The organism is Nocardia sp. NPDC058497, from assembly GCF_042720195.1.
In the GTDB taxonomy this organism is placed as follows: domain Bacteria; phylum Actinomycetota; class Actinomycetes; order Mycobacteriales; family Mycobacteriaceae; genus Nocardia.
Genome location: NZ_JBHXMY010001017.1, coordinates 1 through 1204 on the forward strand (window position 1 = coordinate 1; position 1204 = coordinate 1204).

Genomic DNA, 1204 nt, shown 5'->3' on the forward strand with positions numbered 1-1204 from the left:
CCGCCGGTGCCGGGTTGGGTTGGAAGGGTGGGGGTCGCCACCAGGTCATACCGCTATCGAATCACCTGGTCGGGCTCGATGGTGAAGGCACCGCGTACAGCGGCCTGACGGTCATGCCCCGATCTCGTCCGCCAGAACTGGCCGGTGCAGCGGCTCGGCCGTGCCACTGGTCACCGCAGGTTGACCAGGGCCGCATGGACGGCACGCCCTGCGGCGGGATCGCCGACCGTGATGCGGGCGCTGCCGTCGGGGTACGACTTGGCCTTGATGCCCGCGCGGCGGAGTGCGGTCGCTACGCCAGGGCCAGGGAGATACAGGAAGTTCGCGTGGCTGCGGTGGACATCGATGCCCAAGGCGCGCAGAGACATTCGCAGCGCATCGCGTTCCATGGTGATCCGGTGGACCCGGTCCCGGAGTTCGTCCCCGGCGGCGTAGGCGGCCCGCACCGCGGCGACGGCGGCGGCGGGGATTCCGTAGGGCAGTTGCTGGCGGTGGATGCGTTCGATCAGCTTGCCGCGGCCGACGCAGTACCCGATGCGCAGGCCCGCCAGCCCGTACGCCTTCGAAAAGGTACGCAGAATCAACAGATTTGGGTGCCGGTGGAGCAAGGCGTGCAGGTCGAGGCGGTCGGCCGCGTCGAGGAATTCGACGTAGGCCTCATCGAGCAGCACTGGAACCCGGGATGGCAGCGCGGCGAGAAAGGAACGCACTGCCGCCGCTCCGAGTAGCGTTCCGGTCGGATTATGCGGCCTGCACAGCACGACCAGCGCGGTGTGCCGGGTCACCGCACGCCGCAGCGCTTTCAGATCCTGGTCGCCCTGACCGTCGAGCGGCACCGGCACCAGTGGCATGCCCGCCATCTCCGCCATGATCGGATATCCGTCGAAAGTCGGTGTGCTGGTGATCAGTTCGCCACCGCCCAGCGCCCGCAGTATCTGCATGGCGACACCGGTGGCGCCCGCGCCGACCACCACGTCGTCGGGCGGCACGCCAAGGTGATCGGCGATGATCCGCGGCAACCGCTCCGGCCGGAACTCCGGATACCGGTTCGCGTGAGCGAGGGTGTCGGACACCGCAGCCAGGACGGAAGGCAGTGGGGGATAAGGATTCTCGCTGAGCGACAAGTCGAACAGTGTCGACGTGGCCGGGGTGGGGGGCCCCCGGGGGGGGGGGGTGGGGGGGGGCCCACAGCGCTGGCTCTCCC

Annotated in this window: 1 protein-coding gene; it reads right to left on the minus strand. The window is 69.4% G+C overall.

Annotated features, from left to right (window positions below):
• Positions 1-170: 170 nt before the first annotated feature.
• Positions 171-1204: pyridoxal phosphate-dependent aminotransferase (locus ACFWPJ_RS33365; RefSeq protein ID WP_378857589.1), on the minus strand; the 1034-nt coding region annotated here is incomplete at its 5' end.